At 70.9% G+C, this 14,394-nt stretch carries 14 protein-coding genes; 9 read left to right on the top strand and 5 right to left on the bottom strand.

Annotation, left to right across the window (positions count from 1 at the left end; all coding sequences use genetic code 11):
- Positions 1-91: 91 nt before the first annotated feature.
- Both PXH83_RS27280 and PXH83_RS27285 read left to right on the top strand, forming a co-directional pair.
- A complete protein-coding gene (locus tag PXH83_RS27280; RefSeq protein WP_274563891.1) occupies positions 92-1,309 on the top strand; it encodes an aminotransferase class I/II-fold pyridoxal phosphate-dependent enzyme in 1,218 nt (405 codons plus the stop codon).
- A 39-nt stretch (positions 1,310-1,348) separates the two neighbouring features.
- Positions 1,349-2,440 carry an MBL fold metallo-hydrolase gene (locus PXH83_RS27285; protein WP_274563892.1) on the top strand — a complete coding sequence of 364 codons (1,092 nt, stop codon included), beginning with the start codon at positions 1,349-1,351 and terminating at the stop codon, positions 2,438-2,440.
- A 55-nt stretch (positions 2,441-2,495) separates the two neighbouring features.
- Here PXH83_RS27285 and PXH83_RS27290 read toward each other — a convergent pair whose 3' ends face one another.
- The gene (locus tag PXH83_RS27290) at positions 2,496-3,107 is read right to left on the bottom strand and encodes a DedA family protein (RefSeq protein WP_274563893.1); all 612 of its coding nucleotides are present in this window, start codon (positions 3,105-3,107) and stop codon (positions 2,496-2,498) included.
- 26 nt (positions 3,108-3,133) lie between these two features.
- Positions 3,134-3,907: an MBL fold metallo-hydrolase gene (locus PXH83_RS27295; protein WP_274563894.1), complete on the bottom strand. Its 774-nt coding sequence runs from the start codon at positions 3,905-3,907 to the stop codon at positions 3,134-3,136.
- Between the two features lie 410 nt (positions 3,908-4,317).
- On the opposite strand from PXH83_RS27295, the gene PXH83_RS27300 reads away from it, so the two are divergent.
- The 3 genes from PXH83_RS27300 to PXH83_RS27310 all read left to right on the top strand — a co-directional run bounded on the left by PXH83_RS27300 (position 4,318) and on the right by PXH83_RS27310 (position 8,405).
- Positions 4,318-4,722 carry a hypothetical protein gene (locus PXH83_RS27300; RefSeq protein WP_214925304.1) on the top strand — a complete coding sequence of 135 codons (405 nt, stop codon included), beginning with the start codon at positions 4,318-4,320 and terminating at the stop codon, positions 4,720-4,722.
- A gap of 102 nt (positions 4,723-4,824) precedes the next feature.
- On the top strand, positions 4,825-6,951 hold the full coding sequence (locus PXH83_RS27305; protein WP_274563897.1) for a phage holin family protein: 2,127 nt from the start codon (positions 4,825-4,827) through the stop codon (positions 6,949-6,951).
- 68 nt (positions 6,952-7,019) lie between these two features.
- Complete coding sequence (locus PXH83_RS27310; RefSeq protein ID WP_274563899.1) at positions 7,020-8,405, top strand: amino acid permease; 1,386 nt, start codon at positions 7,020-7,022, stop codon at positions 8,403-8,405.
- A gap of 29 nt (positions 8,406-8,434) precedes the next feature.
- Here the strand turns inward: PXH83_RS27310 and PXH83_RS27315 are convergent, their stop codons facing one another.
- A complete protein-coding gene (locus PXH83_RS27315) occupies positions 8,435-9,250 on the bottom strand; it encodes an LLM class flavin-dependent oxidoreductase (RefSeq protein WP_274563901.1) in 816 nt (271 codons plus the stop codon).
- A 111-nt stretch (positions 9,251-9,361) separates the two neighbouring features.
- Between PXH83_RS27315 and PXH83_RS27320 the strand changes: the two genes are divergently transcribed.
- From PXH83_RS27320 to PXH83_RS27335, 4 genes are all read left to right on the top strand, one after another.
- The gene (locus PXH83_RS27320) at positions 9,362-9,865 is read left to right on the top strand and encodes a nucleotide triphosphate diphosphatase NUDT15 (protein ID WP_274563903.1); all 504 of its coding nucleotides are present in this window, start codon (positions 9,362-9,364) and stop codon (positions 9,863-9,865) included.
- 138 nt (positions 9,866-10,003) lie between these two features.
- Positions 10,004-10,846: an ABC transporter substrate-binding protein gene (locus PXH83_RS27325; protein ID WP_420803254.1), complete on the top strand. Its 843-nt coding sequence runs from the start codon at positions 10,004-10,006 to the stop codon at positions 10,844-10,846.
- Positions 10,843-11,643 carry an amino acid ABC transporter permease gene (locus tag PXH83_RS27330; protein ID WP_274563906.1) on the top strand — a complete coding sequence of 267 codons (801 nt, stop codon included), beginning with the start codon at positions 10,843-10,845 and terminating at the stop codon, positions 11,641-11,643. The genes PXH83_RS27325 and PXH83_RS27330 overlap by 4 nt, the downstream gene beginning before the upstream one ends.
- Positions 11,644-11,667: 24 nt before the next feature.
- Positions 11,668-12,456, top strand: coding sequence for an amino acid ABC transporter ATP-binding protein (locus PXH83_RS27335; protein WP_274565185.1), 789 nt, complete (start codon positions 11,668-11,670; stop codon positions 12,454-12,456).
- 23 nt (positions 12,457-12,479) lie between these two features.
- Here PXH83_RS27335 and PXH83_RS27340 read toward each other — a convergent pair whose 3' ends face one another.
- Entirely contained in the window at positions 12,480-13,439 is a 960-nt protein-coding gene (locus PXH83_RS27340; RefSeq protein WP_274563907.1) for a DUF3048 domain-containing protein, read from the bottom strand.
- Between the two features lie 111 nt (positions 13,440-13,550).
- Positions 13,551-14,390, bottom strand: coding sequence for a polyphosphate kinase 2 (ppk2, locus tag PXH83_RS27345; protein WP_274563908.1), 840 nt, complete (start codon positions 14,388-14,390; stop codon positions 13,551-13,553).
- Positions 14,391-14,394: the final 4 nt, after the last annotated feature.

A 14,394-nucleotide genomic window follows, 5' to 3' on the forward strand; every position in this document is an offset into this window, starting at 1 on the left:
CAAGCGCGTCACCCCTATGCCCCGTATAACCGTATACATACAGGGCACTGAGGCCGGGCAGTTGTCCCCAGTGGATCGGTGGAGGTGGCGCATGCAGCGGACGGTGTCGGAAGGGCGCGGCCCCGTCCGTTACGGGCCGCACGCCCCCGAATCCGGGCTGCCCGTGCTGCCCGAGCTCGCCGCCGTACTCGCCGCCGCAGCAGCACGGCCGGACCCCGAGCCGCCGGGCGGCGGACCCGCCCTGCGCGCGGCGACCACCGGGTACTGGCAGCGGCGCGGGCTGCACACTGAGCCCGAGTGCGTGGTCGCCGCTCCCGGCGCCCAGCCTCTGCTGTTCGCTCTGATGGCCGCGATCGGAGGCGACGTACTGCTGCCGCGGCCCTGCCCGGCCTGGTGGGTGCCGCAGGCCAGGATGCTCGGGCACCCCGCCTACCATGTGCCGACCCCGGCCGAGTGCGGCGGCGTACCGGACCCCTTCGCGCTTTTCGAGACCGTACGACGCGTACGCGACGAGGGCGGCGATCCGCGGCTCCTGCTGCTCTCCGTCCCCGACGACCCCACCGGCACCGTCGCCCCGCCCGAAGTCGTGCACGAGGTCTGCGAGGCCGCGGTCTCCGAGGGGCTGCACGTCATCAGCGACGAGACGTGGGGCGACACCCTTCACCGGCCGCAGGAGACGGTGTTTCTCAGACCTGCCGAGATGTTCCCCGGCCACGTGACGGTCCTCGCCGACCTGGCCGGCGCCTGCACCCCGACCGGCTGGCCCGTCGCCGTGGCCCGCCTCCCCGTCACCGGTGAGGGCGCCGGACTGCGCGCCAGGACCCTCGACCTCCTCACCGCCACCGGCGCCGTCGTGCCGCGTCCCGTCGCCGAGGCAGCGGCGTACGCGCTCGGCGAACCGGAGCCCGTCGCCGCCGGAGTCGTGGCCGCGACCGCCCTGCACGCACGCGTCGCCGCCGCCGCGCACCGCGCCGTCCTCGCGTCCGGCGCCCTCGCCCGCCCCCCGCAGGCGGGCCGTCACCTGTACGCCGACCTCGCCCCGCTGCGCACCGGCCTGGCAGCCCGAGGCGTCACCGACTCCATGGAGCTGGAGGATTACCTGAGCGAGCGCCTCGGTGCGCCCGTACCCGGCGGTCACCGTTTCGGCGACGAAATGGACACCCTGCGCGTCAGGATCGCGACGGCTCCGCTGCTCGGGGCAACCCCGGAGCAGCGTATGGAGTCCCTCACGGCAGTGGAGCCACTGGAATTGCCGCATGTGACCCGGGCGTTGAGCACTTTCGGATCGGCCTTCGACGAACTGCGATAACCCCTACGCCGGCGTACGCCACCGAATGGAGCCCCTTCGATGACGGAGACGGAACAGCAGACCGAGCGCTCCCTCACCCCGCCTCACACACTCGCCCCACCCCGCCCCCAGGGCGACATCCGCACCCGCCCTCTGGGCGACATCCACACCCGCCCTCTGGGCGAGATCCGCACCTGGCCCCGGTCCTTCGCCGACCGCCTCACCACCCCGCTCCCCGGCGTCAAAGCCTTCACCAAGCTTGCCCGCGAGGGAGCCCTGCGCCCGGGGCCCGAAGCGCTCCGCGACGCGGCGCTGGTGCCTTACGAGCCCGGCCCCATGCCCGCCGCCGGTGCGTCCACCGTCGCCGTCACCTGGGCGGGCCACGCCAGTTGGGTGATCCGCATCGGCGGACTCACGGTCCTCACCGACCCCGTCTGGTCGCGCAAGATCCTCGGTACGCCGGCCCGTGTCACCCCCGTCGGCATCCGCTGGGCCGACCTGCCGCCAGTCGACGCGGTGGTCATCAGCCACAACCACTACGACCACTTGGACGCCCCCACTCTCAAGCGGCTCCCCCGGGACACCCCGCTCTTCGTCCCGGCCGGACTGGCCCGCTGGTGCCGGCGCCGTGGCTTCACCCGGGTCACCGAGCTCGACTGGTGGGAGGGCGCGGAACTGGGCGGCGTCCGCTTCGACTTCGTCCCCGCCCACCACTGGAGCAAGCGCTCCCTCACCGACACGTGCCGCTCGCTGTGGGGCGGCTGGGTGCTGAGCGACCGTCGGGGCGAAAGCGACCGGAGCAACGGCCTCGGGGAACGTGTGTACTTCGCGGGCGACACCGGCTACGGCCACTGGTTCAGCGAGATCGGCGCCCGCCACCCCGGCATCGACCTCGCGCTGCTCCCGATCGGCGCGTACAACCCCCGCTGGTGGCTCAGCGACGTACACGCGGATCCGGAAGAGGCGGTGCAGGCCTGCGACGACCTCGGTGCGGAGCGCATGGCGCCCATGCACTGGGGGACGTTCCTGCTCTCCGCCGAGCCGGTGCTGGAGCCGCTGACCCGGGTGCGTACGGCCTGGGAGAAGGCGGGCCGCGTGCGCGAGGCGCTGTGGGACCTGCCGATCGGCGGGTCGCGCGTACTGACGCCGTAGGGCCCGTAGGGCTCGTAGGGCGATTGCGGCGTACGGACACCCAGGGCACCCAGGGTTACGTACGCCGCAGCCTGCGCCACACCGTCGGCGCCCCGCTGATCAGCAGCGCAAGCGCGACCGCTGCGACCACGCCCTGCCACGGCTCGGGGAAGAGCGACCCGCCCAGGATCCCGATCAGCTGGTACGCCGCCGCCCATGCGAGGCAGGCCGGTACGTCGCCGCGGGCGAAGCGGCGCATCGGCATCCGGGAGAACAGGCACGCCAGCATCACCGGAATGCGGCCGGCCGGCACCAGGCGGGAGAGCACCAGCACCTGCGAACCGTGCTCGTGGAGCTTGCGCTGCGCCTGTTCGAGGCGGTCGGGGGCGGCCCGCTTGCGCAGCGCTTCCAGCCAGCGCGAACCGTTCCTGGAGCGGACGCCGCGCACGCCCAGCCAGTACAGGCCCATGTCCCCGAGGAAGGCGGCGGACGAAGCCAGCGCGAAGACGACAAGCAGCGCGAACGGGTCGAGCTGGTGGAAGGCCACCACGGCCGCCGTACTCACCAGCGCACCCGTGGGCACCACCGGCACCAGCGACCCCAGCACGACCAGCAGGAACAGCGCCGGATAGCCGACGGCCTGCTGGGTCGACTCCGGGGGCACCTGGCCGACCACTTCTTGGGTCAACACCGCCTGGTTCAACACCGCTTGAATCACCGGGTGGCCTCGGGCCGGACGCTCTCGCCGTGCCCGAGCCGGTGCACGGCGACCTCCGGCGCGAGCCTCGCAGCCTTCCGTACGAACTCGTCGCCGGGGGAGTGGAACTCGTGCGGTCTGAACCCGTCGAGGCCGATCGGCCAGTACGTGCCGTAGTGCACCGGCACGGCCGCCACCGGCGCGAGCCGGGCGAGCGCCTGCGCCGCCCGTCCCGCGTCCAGGTGCTCGTGCCCGAGGAAGGGCCCCCAGCCGCCGACGGGCAGCAGCGCCACATCGACCGGCCCGACGGCCTCCGCCATGCCGTCGAAGAGCCCCGTGTCCCCGGCGAAATACGTGCGCGCCTCACCGGTGACGACATAGCCGAGGGCGGGCGCGCGGTGCGGCCCGACCGGGAGCCGCCGCCCGTCGTGCAGCGCGGGAACGGCCCGTACGAGCAGATCCTTAACCCGCACTTCCTCGCCGGCCGCAACCTCGGTGATGCGCAGCCCGGAGAGCCTGCGCAGTGCGGGCACGGCGCGCGAGGCGCCGCGCGGCACGATCAGCGTCGTCCCGGGCGCGAGCCGGGCCAGCGAAGGCAGATGCAGATGGTCGGAGTGCATGTGCGAGACGAGTACCGCGTCGGCCACGGCGGCATCGGGCGGCGGCAGCGCGCCGCGCCTGCGCCGCAGATGGGCCAGGCGCCGCGCGAACAGCGGGTCGGTCAGCAGCCGGACACCGGAGTCCTCGACGGTGCACGTGGCATGACCCCACCAGGTGATCTCCACCGGCACGAACGGCCTCCTCGCTGTCGGTGGCGTCGGTCTCGCGGTACGAGTCCTCGGTACGAGTCCTCGGTACGAGTCCTCGGTACGAGTTCTCGGTACGAGCGTAGGCGGTGCGCGGCGGGCCTGATCGCAAATGTCCTGATGCGTGCGTGAAGGGGTCGAGTCTGTTCATGAATGTGCGGGGGTAGCAATCCGGGGGACGAAGGGGAGGGCAGCGCCATGACCACGCACTCCGAGCAGTGCCCCCGCTGCGGGGGCGTCCTGGCGGTCACCCAGGACGGCTGGAAGATCTGCCACTCGTGCGGCTACTCCTCCCCGCCCTGAACGCTCGCCCTGAATGCTCCTCGGGTGCGCCTCCTCCCCGCGACGCGATCGGAGTAGGGTCGGCGGCGACAGCTAGCACAGGGGGTCGGGTCATGGACGAGGTAAGAGTGGCGGCCATTGCCAGCCTGACTCCGCTGGAGGAGCTCGACAGCGATCCGTTCCTGGTGGACACCCGCAGCCAGCAGGCGATGTGCGCGCGATGGGCGGCCGACAAGGGATACGTCGTCACACGGCAGTTGCTCTTCTACGGGATGCGTCCCGACCACTGCGGCCTGTGGGCCGACATCGACGCGGGCACGGTCGACCTGTTCGTCGCACCCAACGAACGCGTACTGGAACGGGCGTTGACGTCGGTCCCCGAATTCTCCGCCGAGTGCGAGCGCCGCGGCGTACGCCTGGAGACCGCGGGCCTCGACGAGCCCGCGTACAACGCCGCCATGAAGGCCAGCGTCCACCGCAGACTGTCGATGCCGACGGCCGGATACGACGGCTGCTGACGGACCGCTGAACCCCGCCCCACCGCCACTCCGCGCCGTTCCCGTTGTGCCAGGCTGGAGACCGGCCCACAGGCGCGGGCCGGGACGTGAGGTGATTACGGCGTGGTCCGAGGTCGATGGCGCAGTACGGGCAGCGCCGCACTGCGCGTGGTCACCGTGTGGGCGGTCTCGACGCTCACCATGCTGGTGCTCGCCGGCATCCTGCCGGACTTCCAGCTCCGGGCCGACGACCGCGACAGCATCACCCAGGTAGCGCTCACCGCGGCCTGGGGCGCGGGCGCCTTCGGTCTCCTCGGTGCGCTCGTCTGGCCGTTGGCCGTACGGGCGCTGCTGCTCGTCCCCGCACTCGTCCTCGGTCTGCTGGCCTTCTTCCTCAACGGTTCGCTGCTGCTCATCGCGCTCAGCCTCATCCCCGACGGGCGCGGCGAGGCCGACCCCGAGACCGCGGTCGTGGTGGCCGCCGTCATGTCCGCCGTCGCCTCCGCGACATCCGGTGCCCTCGCCGTCCGCGACGACGAGGCGTACCGGCGCAGGCTCTCCCGGCTCGCACAGCGCCGCCGCAGGCGGGGCGGCGACGACGGGCGCACCGGACTGCCCGGCACGCTCTTCCTGCAGCTCGACGGCGTCGGCCACGACGTACTGCGAGAGGCGGTCGACGACGGGCTGATGCCGACCGTCGCAAGCTGGCTCGAAGGGGAGGAGCCCTCGCACCGGCTCACCGCGTGGCGCACCGACTGGTCCAGCCAGACCGCCGCCAGCCAGCTCGGCATCCTGCACGGCAGCAACCACGACGTCCCCGCCTTCCGCTGGTACGAGAAGGACACCGGCGAGATCGTCGTCTCCAGCCGCCCGGCCAGCGCCGCCCTCATGCAGCGCCGCGCCGTCGAGCGCACGGGCGACGGTGGGCTGCTCACCTTCGACGGCGCGAGTCGTGGCAATCTCTTCAGCGGCGGCGCCGACCAGCTCGCCCTCGTCCTGGCCATCGCCGCCAGACGCGGCAAGTCCAACCGGTCCCGCGCCGGCTACTTCGCGTACTTCTCGGACCCCGCCAACGCCGTACGTACCGCCATGTCCTTCGTCGCCGAAGTCGGCCGGGAGATCGGCCAGTCCACCCGCGCGCGACTGCGCGCAGACGTCCCCCGGGTGAAGCGTGGCGGCTTCTACCCCTTCATCCGGGCCTTCGCGACCGTCGTCGAGCGGGACGTGGTCGTCGCCGCCGTGCTGGGCGACATGCTCGCCGGGCGCACTGCCGTCTACGCCGACCTCGTCGCGTACGACGAGGTGGCACACCACTCGGGGCCGCACAGTGTGGACGCGAAGAAGGTCCTGGAGCGGCTCGACCGCTCGCTCGCGCTGATCGTCAAGGTTGCCGAGCACGCCCCGCGCGCGTACCGGATCGTCCTCCTCTCCGACCACGGGCAGAGCCCCGGTCAGACCTTCGCGGACGCGTACGGGCTGACGCTCGCCGACCTCGTCAGGGCCGGCTGCGGGCTGCCGGTCCCACGCCGGGCGGCGCGCACCGTCAGTGCCTCCGAGGCGCGCGACGCGGTACGGATCGCGCTGCACAGGCCGGTGGTGGAGGGCGAGGACGCGCACCCCGGGCCCGGCACCGATCCGGTCGTGCTCGCGTCGGGCAATCTGGGGCTGATCTCGTTCCCCGACGCCAGGGGCCGGGCGACCCGCGAGCGGATCGACCGCCGCCACCCCGCGCTGCTCACCACCCTCGCCAATCACCCCGGCATCGGCTTCCTGCTCGTACGGAGCGAGGAGCACGGCGCGCTGGTGCTCGGGGCCGACGGAGCCGAAATACGCCTGGACGACGACGGCACCGGTGACACCGGGCCGCTGGCGGTCTTCGGCCCGGGCGCGGCCGAGGCGGTACGGCGTACGGACGCCTTCCCCCATGTCGCCGACATCATGGTCAACTCCTGGCACGACCCGGCCACCGGCCGTGTGCACGCCTTCGAGGAGCAGATCGGATCGCACGGCGGCCTCGGCGGCGAGCAGGCCCGGCCGTTCCTGCTGTCCCCGTACACCCTCTCGGCGCCGGTCGCCGACGGGCACGAGCTGGTCGGCGCGGAGCAGCTGCACGAGGTGCTGAGGCGCTGGCTGCGGGAGTGCCAGGGGCCGCAGGTGCCGGTGGCGACGACGGAGGATTCCCCGCCGGAACGCAGTGCTGAAGGACATATTCCGGTTACTGGCGGCGCCGTACAGGATAAATCTGCCTGATTTGGTGCGCTGTTCCCCGTATCCGACCATGGTCGGGTTTTGGCACGGAGAGAGGCGCACCACACCCCATGACCAGCACGATCACCCCAACGGCTACGACGACCGCGGCCCCTCCGGCCCAGGACGCCGCTGTCGAACAGAACAAGCACGCCCGGCGATTCGGACTGCCGGTCGCGACCGCCCTGGTCATGGGCAACATCATCGGCGGCGGGATCTTCCTGCTCCCCGCCTCCGTCGCCCCCTTCGGCACCATCAGCCTGGTCGCCTTCGGCGTCCTCACCCTCGGCGCGATCGCGCTCGCCCTGGTCTTCGGGCGGCTCGCGGAGAAGCATCCGCAGACCGGCGGCCCGTACGTCTACGCACGCGAGGCCTTCGGCGACTTCGCCGGCTTCCTCGCCGCCTGGAGCTACTGGATCACCACCTGGGTGTCGAACGCCGCGCTCGCCGTGGCCGCGGTCGGCTACCTCGACGTCCTCATACCCGTACAGGGCTCCGTCGCCGCCACCATCACGGCCGCGCTGGTGCTCCAGTGGCTGCCCGCACTCGCCAACCTGGCCGGTACGCGCTACGTCGGCGCGGTCCAGCTCATCGCGACCGTACTGAAGTTCGCACCGCTGCTGCTCGTCGCGGTCGGCGGACTCTTCTTCTTCGACACCGCGAACCTCGGCCCCTTCCAGGCCAGTGATTCGAGCCCGCTCGGCGCGATCTCCGCCTCCGCCGCCATCCTGCTCTTCAGCTACCTCGGCGTGGAGTCGGCGGCGGTCAGCGCGGGCGAGGTCCGCGACCCGCGGCGCAACGTCGGCCGGGCGACGATTCTCGGCACGCTCGGCGCCGCGCTGATCTATCTGCTGGGTACGCTCTCGGTCTTCGGCACGGTCGCCCACGACAAGCTCGTCGGCTCGACCGCGCCCTTCTCGGACGCCGTGAACGCGATGTTCGGCGGCTCGTGGGGCGGCACCGCGGTCGCCTGCGCGGCGCTGGTCTCGATGGTCGGCGCGCTCAACGGCTGGACGCTGCTGAGTGCGCAGACGCCGTACGCCGCTGCCAAGGACGGGCTCTTCCCGGCGGTGTTCGCCACGAAGCGGCGCGGCGTTCCGGTGGTCGGCGTGCTGGTGACGGTCGTCCTGGCGTCGCTGCTGACCGTCTACAACTACACGGCGGGCTCCGAGGGCGTCTTCGAGATCCTGGTGCTGGTCACGACGTTCACGGCCACGGTGCCGTACCTGCTGTCGACGGCCGCCCAGATCTACTTCCTGGCCTCGGGCCAGTCCGCCCGCGTCAACCGCCGCCGCCTGGTACGCGACGGGGTCCTCGCGGTGCTTGCGTTCGGGTTCTCGATGTGGCTGGTGGCGGGGTCCGGGTATGCGGCGGTGTACCAGGGGGTGCTGTTCTTGTTCGCGGGTGTGCTGGTGTACGCGTGGATGTCGGCGCGGAGGGTGCGGGTCGCGGCCTGACGGTTTCTTTCCCCTAGGGGGTGTCCGGTCTACGATGCCGCGCCCCCGCCACCACTCACCGCCTCCCGCACCAGCGGTGCCACCTCGCCCGCGAAAATATCCGTCTGGCGGTCGTGGTCGTCCTCCGGCCAGTACACGAACGCGTTCATCGCGTCCTCCCGCACCAGAGTGACCAGCGCATCCGCCCACTGCCGCACCGACCCGTGGAACGGATCGACCGCCTCCGCCCCGATGAGGCCCGCGATGTTGTAGACCTTCCGCATCCGCGTCAGCTCCGCCGGATCGCGGCCCACCTCCTCCGCGCCCGCCTTGATCAGGCCATTGCCCCTGGGTAGTTCGGCAGGGCCGAAGTAGCTGCTCGACGCGATCCAGCCGTCGGCCTTCGCGCCGAGCAGCCGCAGCGCACGCGGATCCAGCACGTCGAGCCAGATGCCCAGACCTCCGGTCACGCCCTCCCGCTCGTCCCGCTCACCCCGCCACATCGCGTGCACGACGTCGATGCCGTTGCTGAGCGTGTCGAGGACCTCGCCCGTACGGGCCCCCAGTCCCAGCTGAACGCGTCCGTCGGACAGCAGGAACGCGGTGGCCGCGGACCTCGCGACCACGGCACGCCGGCGCAGCGGCAGGTTGAAGACCGTGGGCAGGACCAGCAGCCGGTCCGTTGAGGCGAGAATCCAGTTCGTCAGGGCCCACGGGTCGTAGAACGACGGACGGTCCTGGAGGGTGATCAGATCGAGCCCGGCCTCCTCGATCCGCCTGGCGCGCAGGACCGCCCGCAGTGGATCGGACCAGGTGGGATCGACGTTCGCACCCAACAGGAGGGGCAGAGGAGTCGGCACAGTCACAGCACGAGCATCACCCGGGCCGACCACCTCCGCACATCGGCAGGCGCACGATTACGCTGCCACGTCGAAGCTCTCGCGCACTGCCCGCGCCCCTGATCCCAGGAGGAACACATGACGGCCCACCCCGCGGCCGAACGCCCCGAGCGCCCCGAACGCGCCCGCCCCACGCCGAACGCCCTGACCGGCGTCGGCGTCATCGTCGTGGACCCGGCCGGGCGCATCCTCCTGGGGCTCGGCCACGACGGCCGCTGGGAGCTGCCGGGCGGCAAGGTCGACCCCGGCGAGAGCTTCGAGGACGCCGCCGTGCGCGAGCTGGCGGAGGAGACCGCGCTGCGCGCCGAAGCCGGCGCCGTCCGGATCGTCGCCGTACTGATGGACGGAGCCGTCGGCATCACCCGCGTCACCGCCGCCGCGGTACTGGAGACGGCGGCGGGCGCCCCGCACGTCACCGAACCGCTGAAGATCGCACGCTGGGAGTGGTTCGCCGCAGCCGATGTGCCCACGCAGCTCTTCGCACCGTCGGCCGCGGTACTGCGCGCCTGGCGTCCGGAGTTGGACCTGCCCGAGGTCCGGGCGCACTGCTACCCCACACTCGGCTGGCCCACACGCGACTGAACCGGTTCGCTCCCGCCCCGCTCCCCGACTGGCGCAAGAACCCCGCGCAGCCACCCCCGCAGCAACCCCCCGCTACCCTACGATCATGGCTGACGGGGCTCCGTTCCTCAGCCGCCCCCGCACCCATGGAGGTCAACCGTGTCCAGGACGGCCAACGGTCACCGCGCCCGCCGCATCCGTACCCTCGCGACCGCCGGCGTCGCCGCGGCCGGGCTGTTCCTCGTCGCCGGCTGTGGTTCGGACGACGACGGGCCCGGCGAGGCAGCGGGCGGCGTACCTGTGGTCAAGAAGGGGAAGCTGACCACCTGCACCCACCTGCCCTACCCGCCGTTCCAGTTCGAGCAGAGCGGCAAGGTCGTCGGCTTCGACGTGGCTCTCATCGACCTCGTGGCGAAGAACCTGAAGGTCGAGCAGGAAATCCGCGACACCCCGTTCGAGAACTTCAAGACGGGGGCGTTCCTCAACTCGGGCGAGTGTGACCTCGCGGCCGCCGGCATGACCATCACCGACGAGCGCAAGAAGAACGTCGACTTCTCGGTCCCCTACTTCGACGCGACCCAGGCTCTCCTCGCCTCCAAGAAGAGCGGCGTCAAGTCTCTGGCCGACGTGAAGTCCATGAAGAAGAAGCTCGGCGCCCAGGCGGAGACCACCGGCGAGAGTTACGCCACGGGCCAGGGCTTCGACCCCGTCGCGTTCGAAAGCTCCGACGCCGTGCTCAACGGGCTGCGCACCGGCCAGGTCGACGCCGTCGTGATCGACTATCCCGTCGTCCAGGGCTGGCTCAAGGACAAGGCCAACGCCGACCAGTTCGTGCTCGGCCAGAACATCGAGACCGGCGAGCAGTACGGCTTCTCGGTGAAGAAGGGCAACGACAAGCTGCGCGCCGCCATCGACAAGGCCATCAAGGACGCCAAGGCCGACGGCACGTACAAGAAGCTGTACGAGCAGTGGATCGGCCCGCTGCCCAAGGGCCAGTCGTGACCTCTCGCCTCACCAGGCGACAGCGGCGCCGAGTTTCGCAGGGCATTCAGTACGCGGTGTTCGTCGCGGTCCTGGTTCTGATCGGCCTCAAGGCCGACTGGGACCGGCTGCAGAACCAGTTCGCGCAGAAGGACCTCGCCGGGGAGCTCTTCCCCGAAATCATCACCACCGCCCTGCGCAACACGGTCGTCTACACCCTCTCCGGCTTCGCGTTCGGCCTCGTACTCGGCCTCGTCATCGCGCTGATGCGGCTGTCGTCCGTGGCCCCCTACCGGTGGGTCGCCAGTGTCTACATCGAGTTCTTCCGTGGCCTGCCCGCCCTGCTGATCTTCATCTTCGTGGGCGTCGCGGTACCGCTGGCGTTTCCCGGAACGGAAATCCCCGGCGATACGTACGGCAAGGTCGCCCTCGGCCTCGGACTGGTGGCCGCCGCCTACATGGCCGAGACCATCAGGGCAGGCATCCAGGCCGTACCGAAGGGGCAGATGGAGGCGGCCCGTTCGCTGGGCTTCTCGCACGCCAGGGCCATGGTGTCCGTGATCATCCCGCAGGCGTTCCGTATCGTCATCCCGCCGCTGACCAATGAGCTGGTCCTGCTGTTCAAGGACTCCTCGCTGGTGCTGTTCCTCGGCGTGACGCTCCAGGAGCGCGAACTGACCAAATTCGGCAGGGACCTGGCCAGCCAGACCGCCAACTCCACCCCGATCCTGGTCGCAGGCCTGTGCTATCTGCTGGTGACCGTGCCCCTGAGCTTCGTGGTACGCCGCCTTGAAGCCCGAGCAGAAAAGGCCAGGTAAGTGAAGAAGACGGACAGCGCGGCCATGGACCATCCGGAGATCGAAATCCGGGGCCTGCACAAGTCGTTCGGGGACAACGAGGTCCTGCGGGGCATCGACCTGACCATCGCCAGGGGCGAGGTGGTGTGCGTCATCGGCCCCTCCGGCTCGGGCAAGTCGACTCTGCTGCGCTGCGTCAACCTCCTGGAGGAGCCCACCTCCGGCCAGGTCTTCGTCGGCGGCACGGAGGTCACCGACCTCGACGTCGACATCGACGCGGTACGCCGCCGCATCGGCATGGTCTTCCAGCAGTTCAACCTCTTCCCGCACGTGACCGTGACCAAGAACCTCACCCTGCCCCAGCGGCGCGTCCTGGGCCGGGACAAGGCGCGGGCCGCAGAGGTCGCCCGCGAAAACCTGGACCGCGTCGGGCTGGCCGAGAAGGCGGACGCCTACCCGGCGCAGCTGTCCGGCGGGCAGCAGCAACGGGTGGCCATCGCCCGGGCGTTGGTGATGAGTCCCCAGGTGATGCTCTTCGACGAGCCGACCTCCGCACTCGACCCGGAGCTCGTCGGCGACGTCCTTGCCGTCATGCGGGTGCTCGCCTCGGAAGGCATGACGATGATGGTCGTCACCCACGAGATGAGCTTCGCCCGCGAGGTCGCCGACCGGGTCGTGTTCATGGACGGCGGTGTGATCGTCGAGGAGGGCCCGGCCGCACAGGTCGTGGGCGACCCGCAGCACGAGCGGACCCGGAACTTCCTCAACCGCATCCTGGACCCGGCCGCGGCGGAGCAGCCGGGCCCGGAGGAGGGGCCCGGCAAGGGCAGCTGAGCCGTGATGGGCCCGGCCACGCCTCACCGCGCCGCGTACACGATCCAGACCTGGCCGGACGCGAACGTCATTCGCTTGCCGTCCGGAGTCGTGAACACGGTCCGCGACTCGGCGGAGTCCCTGTCCCACTCGGCGGCGTACGCCCTGCCGCCCCGCAGGACGGTCGCGGAGCCGGAGCCCACGGTCTCGGTGAACGGCGACGCGTTGCCCCACCGGTCCCGGAAGGCCGACGGGCGCACGGTCACGTCCTGCACGACGATGTTGGCGGCACCCAGCCGCTTCCCGTCGGCCGTACGGGCGGGGGAGCCGTCCATGCCGACCAGCCACCGCTGCTGATCCGCTGACCAGGTGAAGGCGAAGCGCGCCGCGGGATAGCGGACCGTGTGCTCCTTCACGGGTTTCCCGCCGCCCGGCGGGGCGGCGAAGCGGAGCCCGATGCTCTCGGCGGCGTTCACACCGGAGGTTTCGTACGGGGTGTCGCCGGGGCGCAGGTAGAGGTTGTGCGGCGCCGTACGGTCGCCGGTGCGGAAGAATGCGCGCGGTGCCTTTGAGGGCGGCAGGGCGTCCAGCGGTGCTGCATCGATGAGCGGCCTGAGTTTGGCCTGTTCGCCGGAGTAGGCCAGTGTCGGCCGGTTGAACTGCCGGAGCAGCTCCAGGTCCGACTCGCGGGCGCTGCGCACCGGGCCGACGACGGAGGGCACGTCGGACGAGTAGACGGCGAGTAGGCGGCTGAGGCCGGACTCGACCTGCTCGATGTAGACGATGTCCGCCCTGTCCAGGCCCGTCGGCGGCCTGGCAGCCCGTACGTTGTCGATCTTCACGGCGAGGACGCGGTCGTCCGGCACGGCGGGCTTCTCAGCCCGGTTGTCGGGCGTCGCCCGGCCCGCGCCGTCCTGGCCGTTGCCACCGCATGCCGCCAGGACCAGCAGCGTCAGCGCCGCGACCGAAGCCGCGGCGGTTCTCTTCACTCCGACTGTGTGCATGGCTGCCCACCCCTTTCGGGTAAGACGGCGGAGCCACACCGTCCCACGATGCGGCGGTGACAACTCCTGCACCCATCATCACGCCGACGCTCGCAAAGCACAGGGGGAGAGCTACTCGCGTAGCCCAGCCGCGTGATCGGGGACGTATGTCTGCAGGTCACGGGGCGGCCTTTCGTAACCCGTCGACGGGGGTCGCGGAGGCAGTTCCAGGTCCGGCGGGGTCACCGGCTCGTACGGCACGCTCGACAGCAGATGGGCGATCATGTTCAGCCGGGCCCGGCGCTTGTCGTCGCTCTCCACGACGTACCAAGGGGCCTCCGGGATGTCCGTATGGACGAACATCTCGTCCTTCGCCCGGGAGTACGCCTCCCAACGGGTGATCGACTCCAGGTCCATCGCGGAGATCTTCCAGCGCCGGGTGGGATCCTCCAGTCGCCGGCGGAACCGCTCCTCCTGGACCTCGTCGCTCACCGAGAACCAGTATTTGCGCAGCAGGATGCCGTCCTCCACGAGCATCCGCTCGAAAATGGGGCACTGGTGCAGGAAGCGCTGGTGCTCATCCTTGGTACAGAAACCCATGACGCGCTCGACGCCGGCCCGGTTGTACCAGCTCCGGTCGAACAGGACTATTTCGCCCGCGGCGGGAAGGTACTGGGTGTAGCGCTGGAAATACCACTGGGTGCGCTCGCGCTCGGTGGGCCGCGGCAGCGCGACGATGCGTACGACCCGCGGATTGAGGCGCTCCGTGACCCGTTTGATCGTGCTTCCCTTGCCCGCCGCGTCCCGCCCCTCGAACACCACGACAACCCGTGCACCTTCGGCCCGTACCCACTCCTGGAGCTTCGCGAGCTCGGTCTGCAGCCGGTACAGCTCCCGCTCGTACAGCGGTCGCGGCAGCTTCTTGCGCTTGCCCGCGCCCTTGCCCGCGCCAGTGCCCTTTTTGTCTCCCATGTAT

The sequence above is a fragment of the Streptomyces spiramyceticus genome, assembly GCF_028807635.1.
Taxonomy (GTDB): domain Bacteria; phylum Actinomycetota; class Actinomycetes; order Streptomycetales; family Streptomycetaceae; genus Streptomyces; species Streptomyces spiramyceticus.

What these genes read in the sequence shown, in the direction of transcription:
- PXH83_RS27285 (WP_274563892.1), top strand. Translation starts at nt 1,349, where the DNA reads ATGACGGAGACGGAACAGCAGACCGAGCGCTCCCTCACCCCGCCTCAC.
- PXH83_RS27280 (WP_274563891.1), top strand. Translation starts at nt 92, where the DNA reads ATGCAGCGGACGGTGTCGGAAGGGCGCGGCCCCGTCCGTTACGGGCCG.
- PXH83_RS27320 (WP_274563903.1), top strand. Translation starts at nt 9,362, where the DNA reads ATGACGGCCCACCCCGCGGCCGAACGCCCCGAGCGCCCCGAACGCGCC.
- PXH83_RS27340 (WP_274563907.1), bottom strand. Translation starts at nt 13,439, where the DNA reads ATGCACACAGTCGGAGTGAAGAGAACCGCCGCGGCTTCGGTCGCGGCG.
- PXH83_RS27335 (WP_274565185.1), top strand. Translation starts at nt 11,668, where the DNA reads ATGGACCATCCGGAGATCGAAATCCGGGGCCTGCACAAGTCGTTCGGG.
- PXH83_RS27300 (WP_214925304.1), top strand. Translation starts at nt 4,318, where the DNA reads ATGGACGAGGTAAGAGTGGCGGCCATTGCCAGCCTGACTCCGCTGGAG.
- PXH83_RS27310 (WP_274563899.1), top strand. Translation starts at nt 7,020, where the DNA reads ATGACCAGCACGATCACCCCAACGGCTACGACGACCGCGGCCCCTCCG.
- ppk2 (WP_274563908.1), bottom strand. Translation starts at nt 14,390, where the DNA reads ATGGGAGACAAAAAGGGCACTGGCGCGGGCAAGGGCGCGGGCAAGCGC.